21 protein-coding genes are annotated in these 22,795 nt (G+C 74.5%); 11 read left to right on the top strand and 10 right to left on the bottom strand.

Annotated elements, in window-relative coordinates; all coding sequences use genetic code 11:
* The first annotated feature begins 19 nt into the window (after window positions 1–19).
* From HC251_RS06335 to HC251_RS06325, 3 genes are all read left to right on the top strand, one after another.
* The gene (locus HC251_RS06335; RefSeq protein WP_219944463.1) at window positions 20–853 is read left to right on the top strand and encodes an enoyl-CoA hydratase-related protein; all 834 of its coding nucleotides are present in this window, start codon (window positions 20–22) and stop codon (window positions 851–853) included.
* A 16-nt stretch (window positions 854–869) separates the two neighbouring features.
* Complete coding sequence (locus HC251_RS06330; RefSeq protein WP_219944462.1) at window positions 870–2,081, top strand: cysteine desulfurase-like protein; 1,212 nt, start codon at window positions 870–872, stop codon at window positions 2,079–2,081.
* Between the two features lie 181 nt (window positions 2,082–2,262).
* Window positions 2,263–3,483 carry an acetyl-CoA C-acetyltransferase gene (locus HC251_RS06325; RefSeq protein ID WP_219944461.1) on the top strand — a complete coding sequence of 407 codons (1,221 nt, stop codon included), beginning with the start codon at window positions 2,263–2,265 and terminating at the stop codon, window positions 3,481–3,483.
* Between the two features lie 67 nt (window positions 3,484–3,550).
* Here the strand turns inward: HC251_RS06325 and HC251_RS06320 are convergent, their stop codons facing one another.
* The 4 genes from HC251_RS06320 to HC251_RS06305 are packed head-to-tail and all read right to left on the bottom strand — an operon-like array spanning window position 3,551 to window position 8,064.
* On the bottom strand, window positions 3,551–4,720 hold the full coding sequence (locus HC251_RS06320; protein ID WP_219944460.1) for an L-lactate dehydrogenase: 1,170 nt from the start codon (window positions 4,718–4,720) through the stop codon (window positions 3,551–3,553).
* A gap of 25 nt (window positions 4,721–4,745) precedes the next feature.
* Window positions 4,746–5,594 carry a transglutaminase family protein gene (locus HC251_RS06315; RefSeq protein WP_219944459.1) on the bottom strand — a complete coding sequence of 283 codons (849 nt, stop codon included), beginning with the start codon at window positions 5,592–5,594 and terminating at the stop codon, window positions 4,746–4,748.
* A 2-nt stretch (window positions 5,595–5,596) separates the two neighbouring features.
* On the bottom strand, window positions 5,597–6,523 hold the full coding sequence (locus HC251_RS06310) for an alpha-E domain-containing protein (RefSeq protein WP_219944458.1): 927 nt from the start codon (window positions 6,521–6,523) through the stop codon (window positions 5,597–5,599).
* Complete coding sequence (locus HC251_RS06305) at window positions 6,517–8,064, bottom strand: circularly permuted type 2 ATP-grasp protein (RefSeq protein ID WP_370651336.1); 1,548 nt, start codon at window positions 8,062–8,064, stop codon at window positions 6,517–6,519. The genes HC251_RS06310 and HC251_RS06305 overlap by 7 nt, the downstream gene beginning before the upstream one ends.
* Before the next feature lie 200 nt (window positions 8,065–8,264).
* Here HC251_RS06305 and HC251_RS06300 point away from each other — a divergent pair, with 200 nt between their 5' ends.
* The gene (locus tag HC251_RS06300; RefSeq protein WP_219944456.1) at window positions 8,265–9,818 is read left to right on the top strand and encodes a sialidase family protein; all 1,554 of its coding nucleotides are present in this window, start codon (window positions 8,265–8,267) and stop codon (window positions 9,816–9,818) included.
* Between the two features lie 83 nt (window positions 9,819–9,901).
* Entirely contained in the window at window positions 9,902–10,051 is a 150-nt protein-coding gene (locus tag HC251_RS06295; protein ID WP_219944455.1) for a hypothetical protein, read from the top strand.
* On the opposite strand, the gene HC251_RS06290 is transcribed toward HC251_RS06295, so the two are convergent.
* A complete protein-coding gene (locus HC251_RS06290; RefSeq protein WP_219945628.1) occupies window positions 10,048–10,833 on the bottom strand; it encodes an SDR family NAD(P)-dependent oxidoreductase in 786 nt (261 codons plus the stop codon). The two genes, HC251_RS06295 and HC251_RS06290, sit on opposite strands and share 4 nt — an antisense overlap.
* A gap of 17 nt (window positions 10,834–10,850) precedes the next feature.
* Window positions 10,851–11,768 (bottom strand): SDR family oxidoreductase, encoded by a 918-nt coding sequence (locus tag HC251_RS06285; protein WP_219944454.1) that lies wholly within the window; start codon window positions 11,766–11,768, stop codon window positions 10,851–10,853.
* A gap of 111 nt (window positions 11,769–11,879) precedes the next feature.
* Here HC251_RS06285 and HC251_RS06280 point away from each other — a divergent pair, with 111 nt between their 5' ends.
* From HC251_RS06280 to HC251_RS06255, 6 genes are all read left to right on the top strand, one after another.
* Window positions 11,880–12,755: an LLM class F420-dependent oxidoreductase gene (locus HC251_RS06280; RefSeq protein ID WP_219944453.1), complete on the top strand. Its 876-nt coding sequence runs from the start codon at window positions 11,880–11,882 to the stop codon at window positions 12,753–12,755.
* Between the two features lie 38 nt (window positions 12,756–12,793).
* Window positions 12,794–13,624, top strand: a complete 831-nt coding sequence (locus HC251_RS06275; protein WP_219944452.1) for an RNA methyltransferase — start codon at window positions 12,794–12,796, stop codon at window positions 13,622–13,624.
* 10 nt (window positions 13,625–13,634) lie between these two features.
* Window positions 13,635–14,384 carry a crotonase/enoyl-CoA hydratase family protein gene (locus HC251_RS06270; RefSeq protein WP_219944451.1) on the top strand — a complete coding sequence of 250 codons (750 nt, stop codon included), beginning with the start codon at window positions 13,635–13,637 and terminating at the stop codon, window positions 14,382–14,384.
* On the top strand, window positions 14,381–14,605 hold the full coding sequence (locus HC251_RS06265) for a hypothetical protein (protein ID WP_219944450.1): 225 nt from the start codon (window positions 14,381–14,383) through the stop codon (window positions 14,603–14,605). Before HC251_RS06270 ends, HC251_RS06265 begins: the two co-directional genes overlap by 4 nt.
* A gap of 33 nt (window positions 14,606–14,638) precedes the next feature.
* Window positions 14,639–15,031: a PPOX class F420-dependent oxidoreductase gene (locus HC251_RS06260; protein WP_219944449.1), complete on the top strand. Its 393-nt coding sequence runs from the start codon at window positions 14,639–14,641 to the stop codon at window positions 15,029–15,031.
* 150 nt (window positions 15,032–15,181) lie between these two features.
* The gene (locus tag HC251_RS06255) at window positions 15,182–16,492 is read left to right on the top strand and encodes a GGDEF domain-containing protein (protein WP_219944448.1); all 1,311 of its coding nucleotides are present in this window, start codon (window positions 15,182–15,184) and stop codon (window positions 16,490–16,492) included.
* Window positions 16,493–16,532: 40 nt separating this feature from the next.
* Here HC251_RS06255 and recG read toward each other — a convergent pair whose 3' ends face one another.
* The 4 genes from recG to HC251_RS06235 all read right to left on the bottom strand — a co-directional run bounded on the left by recG (window position 16,533) and on the right by HC251_RS06235 (window position 22,687).
* On the bottom strand, window positions 16,533–18,737 hold the full coding sequence (recG, locus tag HC251_RS06250; RefSeq protein WP_219944447.1) for an ATP-dependent DNA helicase RecG: 2,205 nt from the start codon (window positions 18,735–18,737) through the stop codon (window positions 16,533–16,535).
* Window positions 18,738–18,852: 115 nt separating this feature from the next.
* Complete coding sequence (locus HC251_RS06245; protein WP_219944446.1) at window positions 18,853–19,764, bottom strand: type IV toxin-antitoxin system AbiEi family antitoxin domain-containing protein; 912 nt, start codon at window positions 19,762–19,764, stop codon at window positions 18,853–18,855.
* A 129-nt stretch (window positions 19,765–19,893) separates the two neighbouring features.
* On the bottom strand, window positions 19,894–21,012 hold the full coding sequence (locus HC251_RS06240) for a DUF2332 domain-containing protein (protein ID WP_219944445.1): 1,119 nt from the start codon (window positions 21,010–21,012) through the stop codon (window positions 19,894–19,896).
* A 4-nt stretch (window positions 21,013–21,016) separates the two neighbouring features.
* Window positions 21,017–22,687 (bottom strand): DAK2 domain-containing protein, encoded by a 1,671-nt coding sequence (locus tag HC251_RS06235; RefSeq protein ID WP_219944444.1) that lies wholly within the window; start codon window positions 22,685–22,687, stop codon window positions 21,017–21,019.
* Window positions 22,688–22,795 lie beyond the last annotated feature (108 nt).

Raw genomic sequence — 22,795 nt, 5'->3', positions numbered from 1 at the left:
GACGTGGGAACCTGGACAGGTGACCAGCGACCTCGTCCTCGTCGACCACCCGGCCCCGCACGTCGGACGGGTGACGCTCGACCGGCCCGACCGGCTGAACGCCATGTCGATCGACCTCGTCCTCGCCCTCGACGACGCCCTGGGCGCCCTGGCCGAGGAGAACGGGACGTGGGTGGTCGTCCTCACCGGCGCCGGTCGAGGGTTCTGCTCGGGCCTCGACCTCGAGGACCACGGCGTGGTCCCCGGCATCGACGGGCTGACGGTGGGCCGCATCGCCCAGCGGGCCATGCGCGTCTACAGCCGCCTCGTGCCCCGCCTGCGCAAGCTGCCCCAGCCGGTGATCGCCGCCGTGAACGGGCCCGCCTTCGGCGGCGGGATGTGCCTCGCCCTCGGAGCCGACCTCCGGCTCGCCTCGGAGTCAGCGGTGTTCAACGCCACCGGCATCGTCAACGGCCTGACGTCCACCGAGATGGGGGCGTCGTGGCTGCTCCCCCGGCTGGTCGGGGCGGCGTGGGCCAACGACGTCCTGCTGACCGGGCGCCGCGTCGACGCCGCCGAGGCGCTGCGGGCCGGCCTCGTCAGCCGGGTGCTCCCCGACGACGAGCTGGCCGACGCCGCCGTCGCCCTCGCCTCCGACATGTGCGCCCACTCGCCCTACGGGCTGGCCATGACCAAGGACGTCCTGTGGGCGAACCTGGAGATCTCCAGCCTCGAGGCCGCCATCGAGCTCGAGGACCGCAACCAGCTCATGCTCGGCTTCACCGAGAACCTGCCCGAGGCCATGCGCGCCTTCCGCGCCGGCCGGGCGCCCGCCTACACCGACGAGCCCCGGCGCGACCTGTTCTCCGGCTGACCCCTACTGTCGCCCCGTGGCCCCGCCCTACGACGTCGCCCGCCTCCGCCGGCGCTTCCCGGCGCTCGCCAGCGGGCTCGCCTTCTTCGACGGTCCGGGTGGGTCGCAGACCCCCGACGTGGTCGCCGACGCGGTGCGGGCGACGCTCGCCGGGCCGCTGTCGAACCGGGGCGACCTCACGCTGGCCCAGGACAACGCCGAGCGGGCCGTGGTCGAGGCCCGCGCCGCCCTGGCCGACCTGCTCGAGGCCGACCCGCAGGGGGTCGTGTTCGGCCGCAGCTTCACCCAGATCACCTTCGACATCGCCCGGGCGATGGCCAAGCGGTGGGGCCCCGGCGACGAGGTCGTGGTCAGTCGACTGGACCACGACGGGAACGTCCGGCCGTGGGTGCTCACCGCCGAGGCGGTCGGGGCCACGGTGCGCTGGGTCGACCTCGACCCGGCGAGCGGCGAGCTGGCGATGGGGTCGCTCGACCGGGCGATCACGCCGCGCACCCGGCTGGTGGCGATCACCGGGGCGTCGAACCTGATCGGGACCCGGCCCGACGTCGCCGCCGTCGCCGCCGCGACCCACCACGTCGGGGCCTGGCTCTACCTCGACGCCGTGCACCTCGTCCCCCACGAGGCCGTGTCGCTCCGCACGAGCGGCGCCGACCTGGTCGGGTGCTCGACCTACAAGCTCCTCGGGCCGCACGCCGGCGTGGTCGCCGGGCGCCCCGAGATCCTCGAGCAGCTGCACCCCGACAAGCTGCTGCCGTCCACCGACGCGGTGCCCGAGCGCTTCGAGCTGGGCACCCTCCCCTACGAGCTGATGGCGGGGGCGACCGCCGCGGTGGACCTCGTCGCCGACCTCGTCCCCGACGACGAGGGGGCCACCCGCCGACAGCGCATCGAGACGTCGATGGCCGCCGTCGCCACCCACGAGGATCGGCTCCGCGACCGGATCGAGGCGGACCTGTCCGAGCGATCGGGGGTGACGCTGTGGTCCCGGGCCAGCCACCGGACGCCGACGATCCTCGCCACCTTCGCCGACCACGACGCCGGCGCCGTCTCCCGGCAGCTGGCCGAGCACGGCATCAACGCCCCGGCCGGCACCTTCTACGCCCACGAGGCGGCACAGCGCCTCGGCCTCGGCCCCGACGGCGGGCTGCGGATCGGCGTCGCCCCCTACACCGACGACGCCGACGTCGACCGGCTGCTCGGGGCGCTGGACGAAACCCTGCGCTGATCCGACGCTCAGCCTGCGAGCGTCCCGTGGTGCGCTCGCCGATCCAGGGGCTGCCGTCCCACCGGACGTCGAACCCCGGGTTCGTCGCCATGGGACGGCGGGTCCTCGACCTGGTGCTTTGGGGACGTGACGGGGGTAACGGCTAGACCGGCGGCGGAACCGCATCCTCGGAGGAAGCACCGTGCCCGAAGCCGTCATCGTCTCCACCGCCCGCACCCCCATCGGGCGGGCCATGAAGGGCTCGCTCAAGAACGAGCGGCCCGACGACCTCACCGCCTTCATCGTCGACACGGCGCTGAACCAGGTCCCCGAGCTGGACCGCACCACCGTCGAGGACCTGATCCTCGGCTGCGGCCAGCCCGCCGGCGAGTCGGGGTTCAACATGGCCCGCATCGCCGCCATCCAGGCCGGCATGCCCGACGTCCCCGGCGTCACCATCAACCGCTACTGCTCGTCGTCGCTCCAGGCGATCCGCATGGCCACCCACGCCATCCGCGCCGGTGAGGGCGACGTCTTCGTCGCCGCCGGCGTCGAGACCGTCAGCCGCTTCCTCAACGGCATGGCCGACGTGGGCGGGGCCAAGAACCCCCGCTACGCCGACGCCGAGGCCCGCACCGCCGCCCGCCAGGCCGGCGGCCAGGGCGACTGGGCCCCGGCCGAGGGCCTGCCCGACGTCTACATCGCCATGGGCGAGACGGCCGAGAACGTGGCCGAGCTCACCGGCACCACCCGCGAGGAGATGGACGAGTTCGCCGCCCTCTCGCAGCAGCGGGCCACGGCCTCGATCGAGAACGGCTTCTGGGAGGGCGAGATCACCCCCGTGGTCACCACCGACGACGAGGGCAACGAGGTCACCGTCACCCGCGACGACGGCATCCGCGCCGGCACCACCGCCGAGGGCCTGGCCAACCTCAAGCCCGCCTTCCGGCCCGACGGTCGGGTCACCGCCGGCAACGCCTGCCCCCTGAACGACGGCGCCGCCGCCGTGGTCGTCATGAGCGACACCCGCGCCGCCGAGCTGGGGCTCACCCCCCTGGCCCGCGTCGTCGCCTCCGGCGTGACCGGCCTCAACCCCGAGATCATGGGACTCGGCCCCATCGAGGCGTCGAAGCAGGCCCTCGCCCGCGCCGGCATGACCATCGACGACATCGACCTGGTCGAGATCAACGAGGCCTTCGCCGCCCAGGTGATCCCGTCGGCGAAGGAGCTCGGCATCAGCTGGGACAAGCTGAACGTCAACGGCGGCGCCATCGCCGTGGGCCACCCCTTCGGCATGACCGGCGCCCGCATCGCCACCACGCTGATCCACGGCCTGCAGGACGCCGACAAGACGTTCGGCCTGGAGACCATGTGCGTCGGCGGCGGCCAGGGCATGGCCATGATCTTCGAGCGCCTCAGCTGACCGAGCGGGCCCGCCGGAGCTCGGGCGCACGGACGGTGCCAGGCACCGTCCGTGCGCCCGCTCCGCGCTAGAGCAGGTTGTCGGGGCCGAGGTCCTCGACCGACGTGGTGCCGGTGAGGCCGAGGGCCACGTCGATGTCGGCCTTCAGCCCCTCGAGCACGTGGGCGACGCCGGCCTCGCCCTGCCCGGCGACGGCCCACGCCCAGCCCCGGCCGATCAGGCAGGCCCGGGCCCCGAGCGCCATGAGCTTCACCACGTCGAGGCCGCTGCGGATGCCGCCGTCGGCCAGCACCTCGACACGGTCGCCGACGGCCTCGACCACCGCGGGCAGGGCCCGGGCCGACGACGCCACCGCGTCGAGCTGGCGCCCGCCGTGGTTCGACACCACGAGGCCGTCGACCCCGGCGTCGACCGCCCGGCGGGCGTCCTCGGCGTCGAGCACGCCCTTCACCAACAGCTTGCCGTCCCAGTGCTGGCGGACCCAGGCGATGTCGTCCCAGGTCACCGAGGGGTCGAACTGGGCATCGACCCAGTCCCGGAACTGGTCCGGCGTGCTCGCCCCGGGCACGGCGTCGGTGAGGTTGCCGAAGGTCAGGGGCTTGCCGCCGATGGCCACGTCGCGCACCCACTGCGGGTGCGACACCAGGTCGAGGCCCCGCCGGGCCTTGGCCCACGCCGTGACCTCGCCGACCATGGCGTTGCGCGTGTCGCGATGGCGGGCGCCGACCACGGCCAGGTCGACGGTGAGCACGAGCACCGGGCTGGCGACCTTCGCCGCCCGGGCCATCAGCCCCTCGGCGTAGCTGCGGTCGCGCATCACGTAGAGCTGGAACCAGGGCGGCCGGGTCGTCGCCTCGGCCACCTCCTCGATCGAGCAGATCGACACCGTCGACTCGACGAAGGGCACGCCGGCGGCCTCGGCGGCCCGCGCCGCCTGGACCTCGGCCCTCTGGGCGAACATCCCGCCCAACCCGACCGGGCCGAGGATGACGGGCGTGGCCAGATCCTGGCCCAGCACCGTCGTGGCCTGGGTCCGGGTGCCCACGTCGCGCATCACCCGCTGGCGCAGGCGCACATCGACCAGGTCGGCGACGTTGGCGGCCATGGTCGCCTCGTCGTAGGCGCCGCCGTCGATGTAGTCGAACAGCTGGCGGGGCAGCCGACGCCGGGCCAGCTCGCGGTGGTCGGCGATTGTCGCGGGCACGAGCCCCAGCGGTCGATCGGATGCGAACCTCATGGCTCCGGACCGTACGCCAGGGAGGTCAGGCCTGGCGCGTGACCTCGACGGTGACCTCGAGCTCCTGGGCCCCGCCGCCGGCGTAGACGCCGCGGAACGGCGGGACGTCGTGGTAGTCGCGCCCGGCGGCGACCCGGACGTGGCGGTCGAAGACCGGCGACAGCGACGTCGGGTCGAGGGGCCAGACCCGCCCCGTCCAGGCCGCGACCCAGGCGTGGCTCTCGCCCACGGTCGCCTCGCCGATCTCGGGCTCGTCGGCCGGGTGCAGGTACCCCGACACGTACCAGGCGGGGATCCCCATGGTGCGCAGCAGCGCCAGCGACAGGTGGGCGAAGTCCTGGCACACCCCCCGCCCGGCGGCGAGGACCTCGGGGGCGGTGGTGGCGACGCCGGTGAAGCCCTGCTCGTAGGCGAGCCGGTCGTTCACGTAGCCGACCGCGGCCTCGGCCGCCTCGGCCGGGGTGGTGGCGCGGGCCCGGATCTCGGCCGCCGTGGCGACCAGGGACTCGTCGTCGAGGGCGACGATGGCCGTCGGCACCAGCAGCTCGTAGAAGCGGTCCCGCACCTCGGGCGAGGCCAGGTCGTCCCAGGTGGCCTCGCCCGGGCCCATGCGGGTCACGCCCGTCTCGACGACCGCCTTGGCCACGACCGACAGCTCGGTGTGGGGCACCTGCAGGTCGAAGTGGTGGACCATCGTCCCCCAGTAGTCGACGTGGTTGACCACCCGGACGGCGGGGCTCACGTCGAGGCTCCACGACAGGACCGTCTGGCGGCGATCGCTGCGCGGCTCGAGCCGGGCCTCGTTGTACGACGTGGTGACGGGGGCCTCGTACCGGTACGAGGTGGCGTGGGTGACGGCGAGGCGGGTGGCCATGGCTAGATCGCCGCCTCCGCCTGCCACTCGATCAGGTCGGCCCGGCGGAAGTAGCGGGCCTTGACCAGCTCGTCGGCCCGGCGGCAGGCGTCCTGGAGCCGGGTGAGGGTGGCCTCGGTGGTCCGGGCCAGGTCGTCGGGTCCGGTGTAGGTGAGCTCGGCCCGCACCCGCCCGATGATCCGCACCGCGGTGTCGGGGGTGCCGGTGGCGGTGGCGATCTCCCGGAGCGACGTCTCGGCCAGGTCCAGGGCGTAGGCGACCGAGCGGGGCAGGTCCTCGGCCTGAAGCAGCATGGTCAGGGCCCGGGTGCGGGTGATCTCGCCGCCGTAGGTCCGGAGGAAGGCGTCGTTGGCCCCGCAGCTGACGAGGACGCTCGACCACTGGGACGCGTCGTCGGAGTCGGTCACGGCGCCGAGCAGGCGGGCCGTCATGTCGACCCGCTCCAGGCACCGCCCGATGGTGAGGAAGCGCCAGCCGTCGTCGTGCAGCACGACGGAGTCGATCAGCCCGCCGATGAGGGCGACCCGCTCGCGCACCCACCGGAAGAAGATGTACGGGCCGAGGGCCCGGGCCGCCCGGATCTGGGCGTCGAGGTCGTGGTGGGTGCGGTTGATCGCCTCCCACACCTCGGTGGCCAGGGTCTCACGGAGGCCCCGGGCGTTGGAGCGGGCCAGGCGGAGGGACCCGGCCACCGAGCTGGGGTTGTCGGGGTCGTAGGCCAGCAGCTCGGTGGCCCGCCACAGGTCGACCGCCTCGACCTCGGCGCTGCCGGCCAGGCCCATGGCTGCGAGCAGGGTCGCCCCCACGTTCTCGTCGGCGGCGTCGGCCAGCATCCGGTGCACGTGGACGTCGAGCAGCCGGGCGGTGTCGTCGGCCCGCTCGATGTAGCGCCCCATCCAGTACAGCGACTCGGCGATCCGGCTCAGCACGCGCCCCCCTCCCCCTGCTGCTGCTGGAGCTCCTGCTGGTGCTGGCGCTCGTGGTCGTCGGCAGGGCCGAACTGCAGGGGCACGGGCGCCGCCTCGCGCCGGGCCTCCTTGTCGCCGGGGACGACGGCCGCCGGCGGCGCCGCGACCGGCGCCGGCGTCACCGCCTCCTTGAGCACCCAGGTGTCCTTGGAGCCGCCGCCCTGGCTGGAGTTCACGACCAGGCTGCCCTCGGGGAGGGCGACCCGGGTCAGGCCGCCGGGCAGGACCCACACCTTCTCGCCGTCGTTGACGGCGAAGGGCCGCAGGTCGAGGTGCCGGGGCCGGAGGCGGCCGTCGACCAGCGTGGGGGCGGTCGAGAGGGTGACGACGGGCTGGGCGATCCAGCCCCGGGGCTCGGCCAGGATCGTGGCCCGGGCCGCGGCCAGCTCCTCGTCGGTGCACGACGGCCCGAACACCAGGCCGTACCCGCCGGAGCCGTCGACCGGCTTGACGACCATCTGGTCGAGGCGGTCGAGGACGTGGGCCCGGGCCTCGGGGTCCTCGAGCCGGTACGTGTCGACGTTGCGGAGGATGGCCGGCTCACCCAGGTAGTACTCGATCAGGTCGGGCACGTAGGTGTACATGAGCTTGTCGTCGGCCACGCCGTTCCCGATGGCGTTGGCGATGGTGACGTTGCCGGCCCGGTTGGCGTGCACCAGCCCGGCGACGCCGAGGGCGGTGTCGGGCCGGAACTGCACCGGGTCGAGGAAGTCGTCGTCGATGCGCCGGAAGATGACGTCGACCCGCTCCTCCCCCGCCGTGGTGCGCACGTAGGCGACGTCGTCGCGGCAGATGAGGTCCCGCCCCTCGACCAGGTCGACGCCCATGAGCCGGGCCAGCAGGGCGTGCTCGAAGTAGGCCGAGTTGTGGACGCCGGGGGTCAGCACGACGATGCGGGGGTTGCGCACCGTGGGCGCCGTCGCCCGCAGGGCCCGCAGCAGCTGGCGCGGGTAGTCGTCGACGCCGGCGATCGCCTGGGCCCGGAACAGGTCGGGGAACACGCGGGCCATGACCCGCCGGTTCTCCATCACGTAGCTCACGCCCGACGGGCTGCGGAGGTTGTCCTCCAGCACGCGCATCTCGCCGTGCTCGTCGCGGATCACGTCGATGCCGGCGACGTGGATGTGGACGCCGCCGGGCGGGCGGATCCCGTACACCTGGCGGTGGAAGTGGGGCGAGGAGTGGACGAGCTGGCGGGGCACCACCCCGTCGTCGAGGACCTGGCCCTCGCCGTAGATGTCGGCCAGGAACATCTCCAGGGCCCTGACCCGCTGGATGATGCCCGACTCCAACCGGGCCCAGTCGCCGGCGCCGATCACCCGGGGGACGAGGTCGAGCGGGAAGGGCCGCTCCTCGCCGGAGAGGGCGAAGGTGACGCCGCGATCGCGGTACGCCCGGCTGAGGGCCTCGGTGCGGGCCAGGAGGTCGTCGGAGGTCTGGGGCCGCAGGGTGTCGTGGATGACCCGGTAGGTCTCCCGCGGCCGCCCGAAGCGGTCGAACATCTCGTCGTGGGCCCGGCGGGTGCTCCCGGAGTCGTAGCCCTCGAACAGGTCCGTCACCCGCTCACGCTCCCGCGCCCGTGTTGCGCGAGTCGCACGCCGGTGTGAACCACGTGTGAACCGTCGACCGGACGACGGAGCTGTGCGGCGGGGTCACGACGGCCGACCGTACCCGGACGCCCCACCCCCCTACCGTGTCGGGGATGCGCGAGGGGCGAGGTGCGGTGGCCGCCGCCTCGGTGCTCGCCGCCCTCGCCCTGGCCATCAGCGGGTGCAGCGACGACGAGGCGGTCCCCGACCCGGAGGAGGTCGAGGAGGACGCCGCCCCGGCCGGTCCGACGGTCGCGGGCGACGGGGTGGTCGCCGCACGGACCTGGGTCGGCCCCGACGGCAACGTCGAGGACGTGGTCGCCGACGGCGAGGTGGTCCTCGCCCTCGCCTCGTCCCGCCCGGGCCGGGCGGACACGCTGCTGCGGTCGTCCGACGGAGGCCGCACGTGGGACGACCCCGCCGAGGCCTTCGCCACCGAGGTCGAGGGCCAGGGCCAGGGCCAGGGCCAGGGCCAGGGCCAGGGCCAGGGCAACGACTGGATCGTCGCCGCCACCACGCCCCGCCTCCACACCGCGGGCGGCGTCACGTTGGCCGTCCGACCCTCGGCTCCACCGACCGGCCCGAGGATCCGTCACGACGTCCTGGTGTCCGACGACGCCGGCGAGACGTGGGCCCCGCTCGCCCTGCCGGTGCCGGACGGTTCCTCGGCGCTCGTGAGCGATGTCGTCGCCGGCCTGGTCCAGCGGGACGACGCCTCCGGCATCGGCGGGGCGTACGGAAGCCCCGGATCGACGAACGTCTACGACCACCTCGACGCCTACGACGCCGCCGCCTGGGTGAGCCGCGACGGAGGCTCCACCTTCGCCCCGGCCCGCGGCCTGGGCGACGGCGCGCCCGGCATGCAGGGCGTGCGCGCCGTGGAGTGGACCGGCGAGCGGTTCGTGGCCATCGGCGACGACAGCAGCCGCGTCCCCCAGCAGTGCTGCTTCCCGTCGGTGGACGAGGTCTCCTGGGCCTCACCCGACGGGACCGGGTGGGTTCCCCTGGCAGGGCTCGGGGACGGCACGCGCTGGATGACGAGGATCCACCAGCAGTGGTCGGTCGATGACGACGGCACCGTCACCCTCGGCGTGCCCGGCGACTCGGTCGCCCTCGCCCCTGGTGCCACCGAGTGGGTGGCCGACGAGGGCGCGCCGGGCCCGATCCTGCCCGACGCCGCCCTGCTGAGGCGGGGCGACGGCTCGATCATCGGCACGTGGATCGTCGACACCGCGTGCGACTGCGAGGTGGCCTACGCCGGCGTGACGGGCCCCGCGGGAGCGGACGCCACCGAGCTGTCCTTCGACTCGTGCCGGGACCGCTCCATCCGAGGAGAGACCGGCGTCGACGCTCCCGTCGCCCTGGGCGACGCGGTGGCTGCGCTGGCGTGGTGCAACGACGAGAACCGGTTGGTGGCCTCCATCGCCTCGTCGACCGACGGTGGGGCGAGCTGGACGACGGCCCGGCTGGCCGACCTGACCCCCGATGGTGCATCCGACCTCGGCCTCCCGCACCCCAGCCTCGCTGCCGGCCGGGCCGTGGCCGTCGACGGCGCCCTCGTGGCCCTGGCGTCCGGCGTCGGGCCCTCGAGCAACGGGGACGACACGAGCGCCGCAGGTCCGCCCGACCCCGGGCCCATCACCGCCATCCGGGTCACCGCCGCGTGACCGACCGGATCCCTCCGGCGTGAGCTGGGTTCGAGGCCCGGTCCTCGGGAAGGACGGTCCGTACACTCGATCGAAGGAGCACCATGGGAATGCTGAGCAAGCTGGCCAAGGGCGGGATGGCCAAGAAGCTGATCTCCGAGGCCAAGAAGCCGCAGAACCAGGCCAAGGCCAAGCAGCTGATGAACAAGGTGACCTCGAAGCAGGGCGCCAAGGGCGGGACCCGGCGGCCCTAGGCGCCGCCCACCACGCCGCCGTCCACGTGCAGGACGGAGCCGGTCATGAAGCTGGAGGCGTCCGAGGCGAGGAAGATGGTCGGTCCGACCATCTCCTCGGGCGTGGCCAGCCGGCCCATCAGGCACGACTGGGCGATGGACGCCGCCCCGTCGGGGCCGGTGTTGCGCACCATGTCGGTGTCGACCCCGCCCGGGGCCAGGGCGTTGACCCGGACGCCGTCGGCGGCCAGCTCGGCGGCCCACGCCCGAGTGTAGGCCACCATGGCCGCCTTGGCCCCGGTGTAGAGCGACAGCCCACCGGCGAACAGGAACGCCCCCGCCGACACCACGTTCACGATGGCGGCGTGGTCCGAGGCCCGCAGGTGCGGGAGGGCGTGCTGGACGAGGAACAGCGGGCCCTTCACGTTGACGGCGATCGACTTGTCGAAGCCGGCCTCGGTGTAGCCCTCGACCGGCTGGGCCAGGGCGTTGGCCCCGTTGTTGACCACCACGTCGATGGCGCCGAAGCGGCCGACCGTCGACGCGACCAGGGCGGCGACGGCCTCCAGGTCACCGAGGTGGCACGGCACGCCGAGGACCTCGTACCCCAGGGCCGCCATCTCGCGCTCGGCCTCGGCGCAGGCGTCGGCCTTGCGGCTCGCCACCACGACCTTGGCCCCGGCGGCGGCGAAGCCCTCGGCCACGGCGCGACCGATGCCCCGGGTCCCGCCGGTGATGATGGCGACACGACCGTCCAGGCGGAACCGGTCGAGGGGATCAGCCGCGCTCACGTCCTGTCGCATTCCCTCGCTTCGCTCGCTCATGGTGCCCCGTACACGGGTGCGGGGTCGGGCGCGTGGGCGAGGAGCTCGCGCACCGCGGCGCCGAGGTCGGCCGGGTGCCAGCGGGCGCCGTTGTCGATCACCGTGCCGTGCTGCCAGCCGTCGGCCACGCTCACCTTGCCGCCCTCGGCCTCGAAGACCCGCCCGGTCACGCCGGCGCTGTCGGCCGACACGAGCCAGGCCACGAGGGGGGAGACGTTCTCAGGCGCCATGGCGTCGAAGGCGTCGGGGTCGTCGGGCTTGGCCATCATCTCGGCGAAGGGGCCCTCGGTCATGCGGGTGCGGGCCGACGGGGCGAGGGCGTTGGCGGTGACGCCGTAGCGCCCCAGCTCGGCCGCCTGCACGAGCGTCAGCCCGGCGATCCCGGCCTTGGCCGCCGAGTAGGCCGACTGCCCGACGCTGCCCATGAGCCCGGCGCCGGAGGTGGTGTTGACGATGCGGGCGTCGACCTCCTCGCCGGCCTTGGACCGGTCGCGCCAGTGGGCCGCGGCGTGGCGGGCGGGGGCGAAGTGGCCCTTGAGGTGGACCCGCATGACGATGTCCCACTCGTCCTCGCTGGCGTTGGCGAACATGCGGTCGCGGACGACACCGGCGTTGTTGACCACGGCGTCGAGCCGGCCCCACGTGTCGATCGCCAGCTGGACCATGCGGCCGGCGCCGTCCCAGTCGGCCACGTCGTCGCCGCTGACGACGGCGTCGCCCCCCATGGCCTCGATCTCGGCCACGACCTCGTGGGCCGGGTTGTCGGCGCTCGGCGTGCCGTCGAGCTCGAGCCCGAAGTCGTTGACGACCACCCGGGCGCCCTGGCGGGCCAGCTCGAGGGCGTGACCCCGACCGAGCCCCCGACCGGCCCCGGTGACGATGGCGACGCGGCCCTCGCAGATCCCTTCCGACACGTGCTCTCCTCGGCGTTGACCGAACCCGGCACGGACGGGCACCGCATCGGTGCCCGTCCGCGCTGGGTTCGTTTCTGACGGGTCGTCAGGTTACCGGTAGCGTCCCGGGCCGTGGACATCGGTGTCACCGTCTTCCAGACCGACCTCAGCTGGCACCCCGGCGAGCTGGCCCCCGAGCTGGAGCGGCGCGGGTTCGCCTCGCTGTGGATCCCCGAGCACACCCACATCCCCACCAGCCGCCTCACGCCGCCTCCGACCGGCGACGACGTGCTCGACGAGATGTACAAGCGCACCCTCGACCCCTTCGTCGCCCTCGCCTACGCGGCGGCGGCGACCGAGACGCTGCGCATCGGCACCGGCATCCTGCTGCCGGCCCAGCGGGACCCGATCATCACCGCCAAGGAGGCGGCGACGCTCGACCACCTCTCGGGCGGCCGGCTCGACCTCGGCATCGGCTTCGGCTGGAACGAGGACGAGCTGGCCCACCACGGCGTGACGATGAAGCAGCGCCGGCGCGTCGTCGAGGAGCGCATGGGGGCCATGCAGGCGCTCTGGGCCGACGAGGTCGCCGAGTACCACGGTGACTTCGTCGACCTCGGGCCGTCGTGGGCCTGGCCCAAGCCGGTGCAGCGGGTGACCCGGCCCGGCGGGGCCGGCGGGCAGGTCACCCGGCCCGGCGTGCCGGTCCTGCTCGGGGGCATGGCCAGCCCCACCGTGTTCGGGCACGTGCAGCGCTACTGCGACGGGTGGATCCCCATCGGCGGGGCCGGTCTGACCGAGGCCGTGCCCCGCTTCCGGGCCGAGGTCGAGGCCGCCGGGCGGGACCCGGCGACGCTGCGGGTGACGACCTTCGGGACCCTCCCCACCCCCGAGAAGCTGGCCCACTACGCCGCCATCGGCATCGACGAGTGCGTGCTGCGCCTGCCCTCCGCCGGTCGCGACGAGATCCTCCGCACCCTGGACGACTACGCGCCGTACCTGCCCTGACGGGGGTCCTGCGGGGACCGACCTGGCAGGCTCGGCCGGTGGCCGAGCCCATCCGCATCGACGATCCCGCCGACGCCCGGCTCGAGGACTACCGCACCCTCACCGATCCCGCCCTGCGGAAGCGCTACGAGGCCGAGCGGGGCGTGTTCATCGTCGAGAGCGCCCTCGCCGTCGAGGCCCTGGCCGCCTCGCCCCACGCCTCCGCGACCCGGTCGGTCCTCGTCGGTGAGCGCCGCCTCGGGCGCATGGCCGAGGCCATGGCGGCCCTCGCCGCCCACGGCGCCGCCGTCTACACCGCCCCGGCGGCCGTGCTGGAGGCCACCGCCGGGTTCCCGCTCCACCGTGGGGTGGTGGCGTCGGTGACCCGGCCCGCCCCCGTCGACCCCGGGGCCCTCACCGCACGGGCCCGCACCGTGCTCGCCGTCGAGGGTGTCAACGACCACGAGAACCTGGGGGCGCTGTTCCGCAGCGCCGCCGCCTTCGGTGCCGACGCCGTGCTCCTCGACCCGTCCTGCGCCGACCCGTGGTACCGCCGGTGCGTGCGGGTCTCGATGGGCCACGTCCTCCAGGTCCCCCACGCCCGGGCGCCGTGGCCCGACACCCTGGTCGACCTGGCGGGGCACGGGTGGCGCGTCGTCGCCCTGACCCCGAGCGCGCCCACCCTCCTCCACGCCGTCCGGGTCCCCGCCGCCGACGAGCGGGTCGTGGTCGTCGTCGGGGCCGAGGGCCCGGGCCTCGACCCCGCCACCCTGGCGGCGCCGGGCGTGACCCCCGTCCGCATCGCCATGGCGCCCGGCGTCGACTCGCTCAACGTGGCCATGGCCGCGACCGTCGCCCTGGCCCACCTGCGCGCCCCGACCCTCTCGTAGGGTCGTCGAGGTGAGCGACATCCCTGCCCCGCCGGCCGGCGTCACCGTCGTCCGCATCGGCCGGCCCCAGCGGCGCAACGCCATCGACAGCGCCACCGCCCAGCGGCTTCACGACGAGCTGATCGCCTTCGACGCCGACCCCGACCAGCGGGTCGCGGTGCTGACGGGAGACGAGACCGCGTTCTGCGCCGGCGCCGACCTCGTCGACCTCCCCCGGCTCCGCCCGTCGGGGCCTCTGGGCCCGACTCGGCTCCAGCTCTCGAAGCCGGTGATCGCCGCCGTCGAGGGCTGGTGCGTGGCCGGCGGCATCGAGCTGGCGGCGTGGTGCGACCTGCGCGTCGCCGGTGAGTCGGCCGTCTTCGGGTGCCTCGAACGCCGGTGGGGCGTGCCCCTCATCGACGGGGGCACCTACCGGCTGCCCCAGATCGTCGGCCTGGGCCGGGCGCTCGACTGGATCCTCACCGGCCGCCAGGTCCCGGCCGCCGAGGCCGAGCAGGCCGGGTTCGTCACCCGCCTCGTCCCCGACGGCACCGCCCTGGCCGCCGCCCTGGACCTCGCCGCCGACATCGCCGAGAAGCCGTGGACCTGCGTGACCCACGATCGGGCGTCGGTCTACGAGGGCCTGGGGCTCGGGCTGGACGAGGCCCTGGCCAACGAGGACCTCCACGGCCAGGCCGTGATCTTCGCCGACGGGTTCGCCGAGGGCGTGGCCCGGTTCACCGCCAGCCAGCGGGCCCGCTCCGAGGCGGGCGACCGGTGAGCGAGCACGGCGGCGTCGACGACCAGGGCGCGCCCCTGGTCCCCGACCAGATCACGTGCATCGACTGCGGGGGCCGGGCGTTCCGGATCAGCTTCGCGCCCGAGGAGGGGGACTGGGAGCCGGGCGACGTGGTCGCCTACCGCTGCGAGGACTGCATGGACCGCTGGGACCTGGTCGTCCCCGGGGGCACCGACGCCGACGAGCACGGCGACCACTGGTAGGGACCTCCGGGGCCTCCGCCTACGCTCGGTCCCATGGCCCTCGACCCCGACCTCAAGGCACTGGCGAGCGAGAAGAACTTCGCCACCCTCACGACCCTCATGCCCGACGGGCAGCCCCAGACCCAGGTGATGTGGATCGGCGCCGACGACGACCACCTCCTCATCAACACCGAGGTCCACCGGGCCAAGTACAAGAACGCGGCGCGCGACCCCCGGGTGACCGTCACCGTGTGGGACGCGTCCAACCCCTACCGGTACATCGAGGCCCGCGGCCGGGTGGTCGACGAGGTGCGGGGCGACGCGGCCCGGACCCACATCGACGAGCTGTCCCAGAAGTACTCCGGGACCGACTACCCCGCCCCGATCACCAGCGAGCGCATCATCCTCAAGGTCGCCCCCGAGCGGGTCAACAAGCACAACGTGTGACCTCCCGCCCCCTCGCCACCGGCCCGGCTCGCCGCAGTAGGGTCGATCCCGGCTCGGAGGTCGAGCGGCGTGGCGCGCCGCAGCCGGGCTCACGACCAGGGGGGTCCCGCGTTGCCCGATGAGCCACACCCGTTCTTCGACGAGTCGGTCATGCGTCGCCTCGTCGACGACGGCATGGTCCTCTTCGTCGCCATCGACGGGCAGGGTCGGGTGGCGTGGGTGGGCGACTCGTGCCGCTCGGTGCTGGGTCGCGACCCGGCGGACATGATCGGCTCCGACGCCCTCGCCATCGTGCACCCCGACGACATCGGGGTCGTGACCGACACCCTGTCGGAGGCGGCCCGCAACGCCGACGACCGGATCCTGGCCGTGGTCCGCCTGGCCCGGGCCAACGGCACGTGGGCCACCCTCGAGTTCGGCGGGCTCGACCTCCGCGACGCCGACGGCAGCGGCGTGTTCCTGGTGTGGGGGCGGTCCCACGAGGCGCCCGGGCTGCTGCTCCAGTTCCTCGGGTCCCTCCTCGAGGGAGGCGACCTGATGCCGCTGCTGCGGCAGGTCGTGCGCTGGAGCGACGTGCAGGCCCCGCATGCCCGCACGTCCATCGTCGTGCACGATCCCGGGGGACGGCGCGTCGTGGTCGCGGCCGACGGCCTGCACCCGACCCTGGCCTCCCCGGAGGCGGTCGGACCCGAGCTGCTGGGCCCCGGCGCCGGGGCCTCCGCTCCGGTCGCGGTGCCGCTCGACGTGCTGTGCCCCGAGGTCGCGACCGCGGCCCGGACGTCGGGCACCGAGTCGCTCTGGCTGCTGCCCGTCGAGGGTGAGCACGGCGAGGCCCCACGGGGCGTCGTCGCCGTCTGGCGGACCCGGCCCGGCCGGATCCTCGCCACCCACGTCCGCCACTACCGCGAGGTGGCCAAGATGGCCCAGCTGGCCGTCCAGTGGGCGACGAACCGGGCCGAGCTCCAGGCGGCGGCCACGACCGACCCCCTGACCGGGGTGGCCAACCGGTCGCAGCTGGCGGCGTGCATGCGCGAGGCCCGCTCGACGCTGTCGGCCCTCCTGTTCTGCGACCTCGACGACTTCAAGGCGGTCAACGACCAGTACGGCCACCTCGCCGGCGACCGCGTGCTCCAGGCCATCGCCGCCCGGATGGCGGGCACCGCCCGACCCGAGGACCTGCTGGTCCGCCTGGGCGGCGACGAGTTCGCGGTCTGGTGCCCGGACCTCGACGGGCCCGGCGAGGCCGAGGAGGTGGCTGCCCGCCTGCTCGAGGTGCTCGAGCACCCGGTCGTGGTCGAGGGTCACGCCATCGCCATCGGGTGCAGCGTCGGGCTGGCCCTGGTCGACGGCCGGGTCAGCGGCGAGGACGACGTCGACCGCATCCTCGGCCAGGCCGACCGCGCCCTCTACCGGGCCAAGCGGGGCGGCAAGCACCGCTGGGCCGCCGAGGCCGAGGCCTAGGCCTAGCCGGGGCGACGGGTCGGACCCGGGAGGCGGACGGTTATCCCTTCAGCAGGAAGTCCTGCTCCTCCTCACCGAGGAAGAGGCTGATCTCGTCGGCCAGGAGGGGCTGGTCGGACAGGTCGGGGTCGGCGTCGACGAGGGCGATGGCGACCTCCCGGGCCTTGGCCACCCACTCCCTGTCGCGCCGCAGCGACGCCAGCTTCAGGTCGCTGCGCCCCTTCTGCCGCCCGCCCATGAGCGTGCCCTCGCCCCGCAGGTCGAGGTCGACCTCGGCCAGCTCGAAGCCGTCGGTCGTGCGCACCAGGGCCTCGAGCCGGGCCCGCCCCTCGTCGGTCGCGCCCGAGCCGACCAGGTAGCAGGTGCTGGCGTGCTCGCCCCGGCCGACCCGGCCCCGCAGCTGGTGGAGCTGGGCGATGCCGAAGCGGTCGGCGTCGAGCACGACCATGACGGTGGCGTTGGGGACGTCGACGCCGACCTCGATGACGGTGGTGGCGACGAGGACGTCGGTGCGGCCGGTGCGGAAGCGCTCCATGACCGCCTCCTTCTCCGCCGGCGGCACCCGCCCGTGGAGGAGCTCGACCTGCAGCCGGGCCAGCTCGCCGTCGGGCTGGAAGGTGAGCCGGTCGAAGGTCTCCTGGGCGCTCGCTGCCTCCAGCTTGTCGGACTCCTCGATCAGCGGGCACACGACGTACGCCTGGCGCCCGGCGGCCACCTCGGCCCGGACCGCCTCCCACACCGCGTCCTCGGGATCGACGTCCCACCCCTCGTCGGGGTCGAGGCCGGGCGCAGCGCCGTCGCCCTCGGCCTCGTCGACCTCCCGGTCGATCCGCACCCAGGTGGTGGTGATCGGGGTGCGGCCCGGGGGGAGCTCGTCGAGGATCGACACGTCGAGGTCGCCGTAGACCGTCATGGCCGCCGTCCGGGGGATCGGCGTGGCCGTCATCACCAGCACGTCGGGGGTGACGTCACCGCCGCCCTGCTCGCGGAGGGCCGCCCGCTGCTCGACGCCGAAGCGGTGCTGCTCGTCGACCACCACCACGCCCAGGTCGTGGAACCGGACGGTGCCCTGGATCAGGGCGTGGGTGCCGATGACGATGTCGACGGTCCCCTGCTCGAGCCCGGCGGCGATGCGCTTGCGGTCGGCGGCGGTGCTGCGGGCGGTGAGGAGCTCGACGCCGATCGGCCGCTCGCCCAGCAGGTTCTGGTCGTCGCTGACGGTGAGCCCCTCGAGCAGGCCGCGGATGCCGAGGTGGTGCTGCTCGGCCAGGACCTCGGTGGGCGCCATCAGGGCGCCCTGGTGCCCGCCCTGGACGCCGACGAGCAGGGCGCTCAGGGCGACAACCGTCTTGCCCGCGCCCACGTCGCCCTGGAGGAGGCGGTGCATCGGGTGGGGGCCGGCCAGGTCGGCGGTGATCTCGTCGATCACCCGCCGCTGGGCCTTGGTGAGGGGGAACGGGAGGCGGTCGTGGAAGGCCGAGACGAGGGCGCCGCCGATCTGGTGCTCGATGCCCTTGGTGGTGCGCTCGAGGGCCCGCTTGCGGAGGATCAGGGCCAGCTGCACCCGCAGGAGCTCGTCGAACACGAGCCGCTTGCGGGCCACGGCGATGTCGGCCTGGCTCTCGGGCTGGTGGATCCCCCGGAAGGCGCGGGTCCGGTCGACGAGCGTGTGCTCGGCCAGCACCGCGCCCGGGAGGGGCTCGGCGAACTCGCCCGCCCGGTCGAGGACCTCGGTCATCCACCGGCCCACGTCCTGGCTGGTCACCCGGACCTTCTCGGACTGCGGGTAGACGGGGACGATCTTGCCCGTCTGGTCGCCGATCAGGTCGACCAGCGGGTTGGTCATCTGGACGTCGCCCCGGTACGCGTCCACCTTGCCGAACAGGACGCACTGGGTGCCCGGGGGCAGCTGGCGCTCCCGCCAGCCCTGGTTGAAGAAGGTGACCTTGAGGTGGCCCGACCCGTCGGTGATGTCGGCGGTGACCAGCACCCGCGGCGGCCGGCCCCGGGTGCGGCGGGCGGTGATGCGGCGGACCTCGCCCACGACCATGGCCTCGTCGCCGACCCGCAGGTCGCGGATCCGGGCCTCCTTGGTCCGGTCGATCCACCGCCGCGGGTAGTGCGTCAGCAGGTCGAGCACGGTCTCGACGCCGAACGCCTCGGCCAGCCCCTCGGCCGACCTCGGGCCCAGCCCCGTCAGCTCCGTCACCGGCAGCCGAGCCAGTGTGGAGAGCCTCCGCGCCATCCCCCCGACCCTACCGATCCCCACCCTCGCGCCCGGTGGGCCCACCCCCCACCGCCCGGTGAACCTTGGACGGGAACGGCATCACGCTGCGGGGTTCCGTCCAACGAACGGGGATCTACGCGACCGCGGCCCGGAGACGGGCGGCGATGCGGGCCCGGGTGGCCTCGCCGTCTCGGGTGACGTCGACCCAGCGCAGCCGCTCGACGTCGTAGCCCATGGCCTCGATCCGCCGGTCGCCGGCCCGATCGAGCGCCCTCTGCGCCTCGCCGTCGTGGTACTTCCCGTCGAGCTCGACCACGAGCCGCCCCGGCCGGTGGCACCCGTCGACCCGCCGGATGTAGCCCCGCTCGTCGGACAGCTCCACCTGCCACGTGAACCCGAGACCGTCGAGCAGGGCCATCCCGACGGCCTCGAGCTCGCTGGCCGGCGGGACGTGGTCGAGGCCCCGGGCATCGAGCACCTCGCGCATCCGCCTCGTGCCCGGCCGGCCCCGCCCGCCAAGGTCGTAGAGGACCTGGTACAGCGAGCCCATGGTGGCCAGGCCCTCGATGATCGCCCAGTCGACGAACCGCCCGAGCCGCAGGGCCCCGGTGGTGCGCGCCAGGTCGAAGGCCGTGCGCGACGCCGTGGTGAGCGGGATGCCGTCGACGGTCGTCAGGTGGTGGGGCGGCAGGCAGGTGCTGCGGTGCACCCGGGCGATGGATCGTTGGGCGCTCAGCTCGACGGGACGGACCAGCTCGATCCGCCGTTCGCTGCTCCACATCGGCGCACCCAGCACCCGCGCCGCGCTGTGGCGCGCCGCCCAGGTGTCGCCGGGGAAGACGAGGATGGCCGCCATCACCTCGGCTGCGAACGACGGCGGCACCCCGGCTAGGCGGTACACGCCCCGGGCGAGGGGGACGAGGCGCCCGCCCGCTGTCCACGCACCGATGGTGCGGTCGGCCAGCCCGGCGGCGAGCAGCTCGTCGCGGGTGACGACGCCGAAGCGGCGTTCGGCCCTGTGCGTGAGGTCGGTCCACGTCTCCATCCCCGGATCATGCCGACGGGGTGTGACAGCGACCGTCGGGTGCCCCCCACCACCCGAACCTTGGACGGGAACGGCATCATGCTGCGGGGTTCCGTCCAACGTTCGGGGCGACGGGGGTCCGGGGGGAGGTCAGGTGAGGTGGAGCCAGGGGGCGTGGGGGTGGGCGTGGCCGACGGCGCGGGGCGGCAGCTCGACCCCGGCGCGCCAGCGGCGGAGGCCGAGGACGGTCGAGCCGCCCGGGAGGGGGTCGGGCGGGGGGTCGATGCCGGGGACGGCGCCGGGGGGCTCGGCCGTGAGCCACGAGACCGGCCGACCGTCGGCGGCCAGCTCGGCCAGGGCGTCGGCGACGAGCGGCCGGCGGTCGCGCCGGACGTAGGTCAGGGCCCAGCTCACGACCACGACGAGGTGCACGTCCGGACCGGCCAGGGCCGACGCCACCGCCCGGGCCGAGTGGGCGACGGCGCCCAGGTCGTCGACCATGTCCCCCGCCACCAGCAGCGGCGGGTCGGCGCGCAGCACCGCCACCGCGGCCCGGAACCGCTCCAGCCGCTCGGGCTGGTCGGGCCACAGGCACGCCTCCAGCCACCGGACCTCCTCGTCGTCGTCGAGGGCCACCGGCTCCCGGTCGAGGCCGACCCGCTCGACGATCGGCGGCAGGCCCGTCGGCGCCGGCCTCGCCGAGCCGTCCGCCAGGGCGCCGACGCAGCGGACCGGCGACGCCGGGTCGCCGAGGACGACGTCGCCCACCTCGACCCGGTATCGGTCGAGCCCCAGCAGGAGGCCGGCGCTGCACCCCTGCTCGACCAGGGCCACCGGCACGGGCCCGACGTCGGCGCACGCCGCGGCCAGCAGGGCGGCCACGTACACGGACCGGTTGACCTCGTTGGTCTGGGTGGCGCGCGTGGCGATGACGGCGCGGAGCGCCGGCGCGTGCTCCAGGCACGTCGCCCGCACCTCGGGCCACGGGTCCTCGCCCGGCGCCGGCGACCGGCCCCCGACCGAGGTGAACCAGCGGGCCGCCGGGACCGACGGGTCCCGCAGCACCAGGTCGTGCAGGGCGGCGAGCAGCAGGACGGGGCGGGCCTGCCCGGGCTGGGCCGCGGTGAGGAGCGAGGCGACCTCGGCGTCGCCGGCCGCCCCGGTGCAGATCCCCGCGTACAGCGGGAGGCTCGCGTACGTCGCCGCGAACTCGGCCAGCCGGTGGGACACGACGTCGAGGGACTCGCCCTCGGAGTCGTGCGACCCCATCCTGCTACTCGATGCCGACGTAGTACGGGTACAGCGGCTGGCCGCCGTGGAGGACCTCGGCCTCGACCTCGGGGTGGGCGTCGCCCAACCACTCGGTCACGTGGCGGGTCACCGCGGCCGACGACCCCTCGCCCTCGATGAGGGTGACGATCTCGTGGTCGTCGCCGAGGAGGACGTCGAGCAGGCCGCAGACGACCTCGCCCAGGTCCGGGCCCACGACCCGGATGTCGCGGCGGTCGATGCCCAGCCAGTCGCCGGCGCGGATCGGCCCCACCGAGCAGTCCGAGTCGCGCACGGCCCGGGTCACCTCGCCGGCCACCACGGCCGCCACCGCCGCGCCCATCGACTCGACGTTCGCCGCCGACGGGGCCTCTGGGTCGTAGGCCACCAGGGCGGCCACCCCCTCGGAGACGCCGCGGGTCGGGACCACGACGACCTTCTTGGACGCCAGGGCGTCGACCTGCTCGGCCACCGGGACGATGTTCTTGTTGTTGGGGAGCAGGACCACCTCGTCGGCGGCGGTCGCCTCGACCGCGGCGACCAGGTCCTGGGTCGACGGGTTCATGGTCTGGCCGCCGGTCACGACGATCTGGACGCCCATCGACGTGAACAGGCGGCGCACGCCGTCACCGGTGGCGACGGCGACCACGGCGGTGGGGACGTGCTCGAGCGGGGGGTCGGGCTCGCTGGCGGCGGCCTCGGCCCCCTCGCGCACCCACCGCTCCTCCTCGACCTCCTCCATGAGGTCGGTGACCCGGATGTTGCGGGGCCGGCCGATGTCGACGGCGGCCTCGATCGACGCCCCGATGTCGTCGGTGTGGATGTGGCAGTTCCAGAGGCCGTCACCGCCGACGACGACGATCGAGTCGCCGATGCCACCCCACACCTTCTTGAACGCCGGGATCGCCTCGTCGGGGGCCTCGAGGAAGTACATGACCTCGTAGCGGAGGTCCCCGACGTCGTGGCCGTCGTGGTCGCCGGCGTCGGTGTGCTCGCGCAGGGCGTCGAGGTCGGCCGCCGGCACCTCGTCGCCGTCGGGCGGGTCGGGCAGGGGCCGGCCGTCGACCACGTGGAGCAGGGCGTCGAGCAGGAGCAGGAGGCCGGTGCCGCCGGAGTCGACGACACCGGCCTGCTTCAGCACCGGCAGCATCTCGGGCGTGCGGGCCAGGGCGTCGCGGCCCTGGGCCAGGGCGGCCTCGCCCACGTCGACCAGCGCGGCCTCCGGCGCCGACGCCGTGCACGCCTCGGCCGCCTCGGCCGCCTCGCGGATGACGGTGAGGATCGTGCCCTCGACGGGACGGGGCACGGCCGCGTAGGCGCCGTCGGAGGCGGCCCGCAGGGCCCGGGCCAGCGTGGGCCCGTCGAGCCCGTCGGCCTCGGACACGGTCACGGCCACCCCCCGCAGGATCCCCGACAGGAGGACGCCGCTGTTGCCCCGGGCGCCCATGAGCGAGCCGTGGCTGATCGCCTTGCACGTCGAGGCCAGGTCGGCGTCGGCCCCCTCGAGCTCGCCCACCACCGACTCGAGGGTGAGGGCCATGTTGGTGCCCGTGTCGCCGTCGGGGACGGGGTAGACGTTGAGCCGGTTGACCAGCGCCTGGTGGCTCCGCAGGCCGTCGCGGAAGGCTGCCACCACGCGCCGGATCTCCTCGGCGCCGAGGCGGGTCGTCGTCATGGCGGCGGAGCCTATGCGGTCGCCCCGGATCGCCCCGCCCTCGGTCGGCCCGGGTTTGTGAACCTGGGCGCGAGGCCGTAGCGTTGCCCGGTCCCCGGACATCCCGAG

It is taken from the genome of Iamia sp. SCSIO 61187, from assembly GCF_019443745.1.
Classification (GTDB): Bacteria; Actinomycetota; Acidimicrobiia; order Acidimicrobiales; family Iamiaceae; genus Iamia.
Note: the sequence above shows the minus strand (reverse complement) of the source record. Positions and strands in the feature narration are given on the sequence as shown.